Genomic DNA, 1,363 nt, shown 5'->3' on the forward strand with positions numbered 1-1,363 from the left:
TTTGGGAGTGTAAAATAAACTGTGTCAATGGTTGAATTACCGCCCCGCGGGGCGGTAATTCAACCATTTTTCTTATTGCAAATCTAACACCATTCTTCCCGGAAACCAAATTGCTAATTTCTGTGCTGTTGTTCCCCAATTGGCCAGTGGCATCGTCCATTTCTTCTTAATGTTGTTATGTGCTAAATAAATCAATTTCAATAACGCTATATCGGAGGTGAATGCACCTTTAGTTTTGGTGACCTTACGCACTTGGCGATGAAATCCTTCGATCGTGTTAGTCGTGTAGATCAACTTTCGGATGGATTTATCGTATCGGAAATAGGTGGTCAGACGATCCCAGTTGCGTCGCCAGGAGTCAATGACCACAGGATACTTTTCACCCCATTTATCCTGAAGTTCATCCATCCGAAGCTCGGCTAGATCCAACGTATCGGCCCGATATACGGGTTTTAGATCGTTCATGAACTCCTTTTGATCCTTACTGGCTACATACTTTAGGCTATTACGGATTTGATGTACTACACAGGTCTGTACTTCGGTGTCGGGAAAAACACTCTGTATCGCTTCTGAAAATCCTTTTAGATTATCGATGCAGGCAATTAAGATATCCTCCACGCCTCGATTTTGTAAATCAGTCAATACGCTCAACCAAAAGTTAGCTCCCTCATTCTCCGAAACATACATCCCTAACAGATGCTTATGTCCATTTCGATCAATGCCAAGAATATTGTATACTGCCCGCGAAACAAACCGATGGTCTTCTTTTACTTTGTAGTGCATGGCGTCCATCCAAACAATCGTATAAAGGGAGTCTAGACTTCTTGATTGCCACTCCTTGACCTGGGGAATGATCTTATCGGTAATCGAAGAAAGTGTGCTGTGGCTGATGTCAGTATCGTACATCTCCTTGATGTGGTTCGAGATGTCCCGCAGGCTCATGCCAAGACCGTACATACCTAAAATCTTCTTCTCCAGGCTATCGGCTAAAATCGTCTCACGTTTCTTAATAAGCTGGGGTTCGAAGTTAGACCGACGGTCACGCGGAGTATCGATCTCGATAGTGCCATCTGAGGTGCGAATCTGCTTGCTGGACTTGCCGTTACGACGATTACCACCGGAGCGTTCAGCTTCATCCAGATGGCTCTCCATCTCAGCTTCTAGCGCTGCTTCTAAAAACTTTTTCATTAAAGGAGCAAAAGCTCCGTTCTTGCCATAAAGTGATTCACCGCTACGTAACTGTTCTAGGGCTAGGTCCTTCATGGACTCAAAATCAAAATCGCTTTCCTTAATACTCATAATTACTATGTCAAAAATAATACTTCTGTTTATTATCCTTGACACAGTTTATTTTACAGTCTCT

The 1,363-nt window shown here is 43.2% G+C and carries 1 protein-coding gene; it reads right to left on the reverse strand.

Going from position 1 to position 1,363, the window contains the following annotated elements:
* Positions 1-72 precede the first annotated feature (72 nt).
* Positions 73-1,299 carry an IS256 family transposase gene (locus G5B32_RS16840; protein ID WP_165292653.1) on the reverse strand — a complete coding sequence of 409 codons (1,227 nt, stop codon included), beginning with the start codon at positions 1,297-1,299 and terminating at the stop codon, positions 73-75.
* Positions 1,300-1,363 lie beyond the last annotated feature (64 nt).

Source organism: Sphingobacterium sp. SGL-16, assembly GCF_011043515.1.
In the GTDB taxonomy this organism is placed as follows: Bacteria; Bacteroidota; Bacteroidia; order Sphingobacteriales; family Sphingobacteriaceae; genus Sphingobacterium; species Sphingobacterium litopenaei.

Bases quoted from the DNA above. Each gene is read 5' to 3' on its own strand.
- G5B32_RS16840 (WP_165292653.1), bottom strand. From the start codon at position 1,299: ATGAGTATTAAGGAAAGCGATTTTGATTTTGAGTCCATGAAGGACCTA.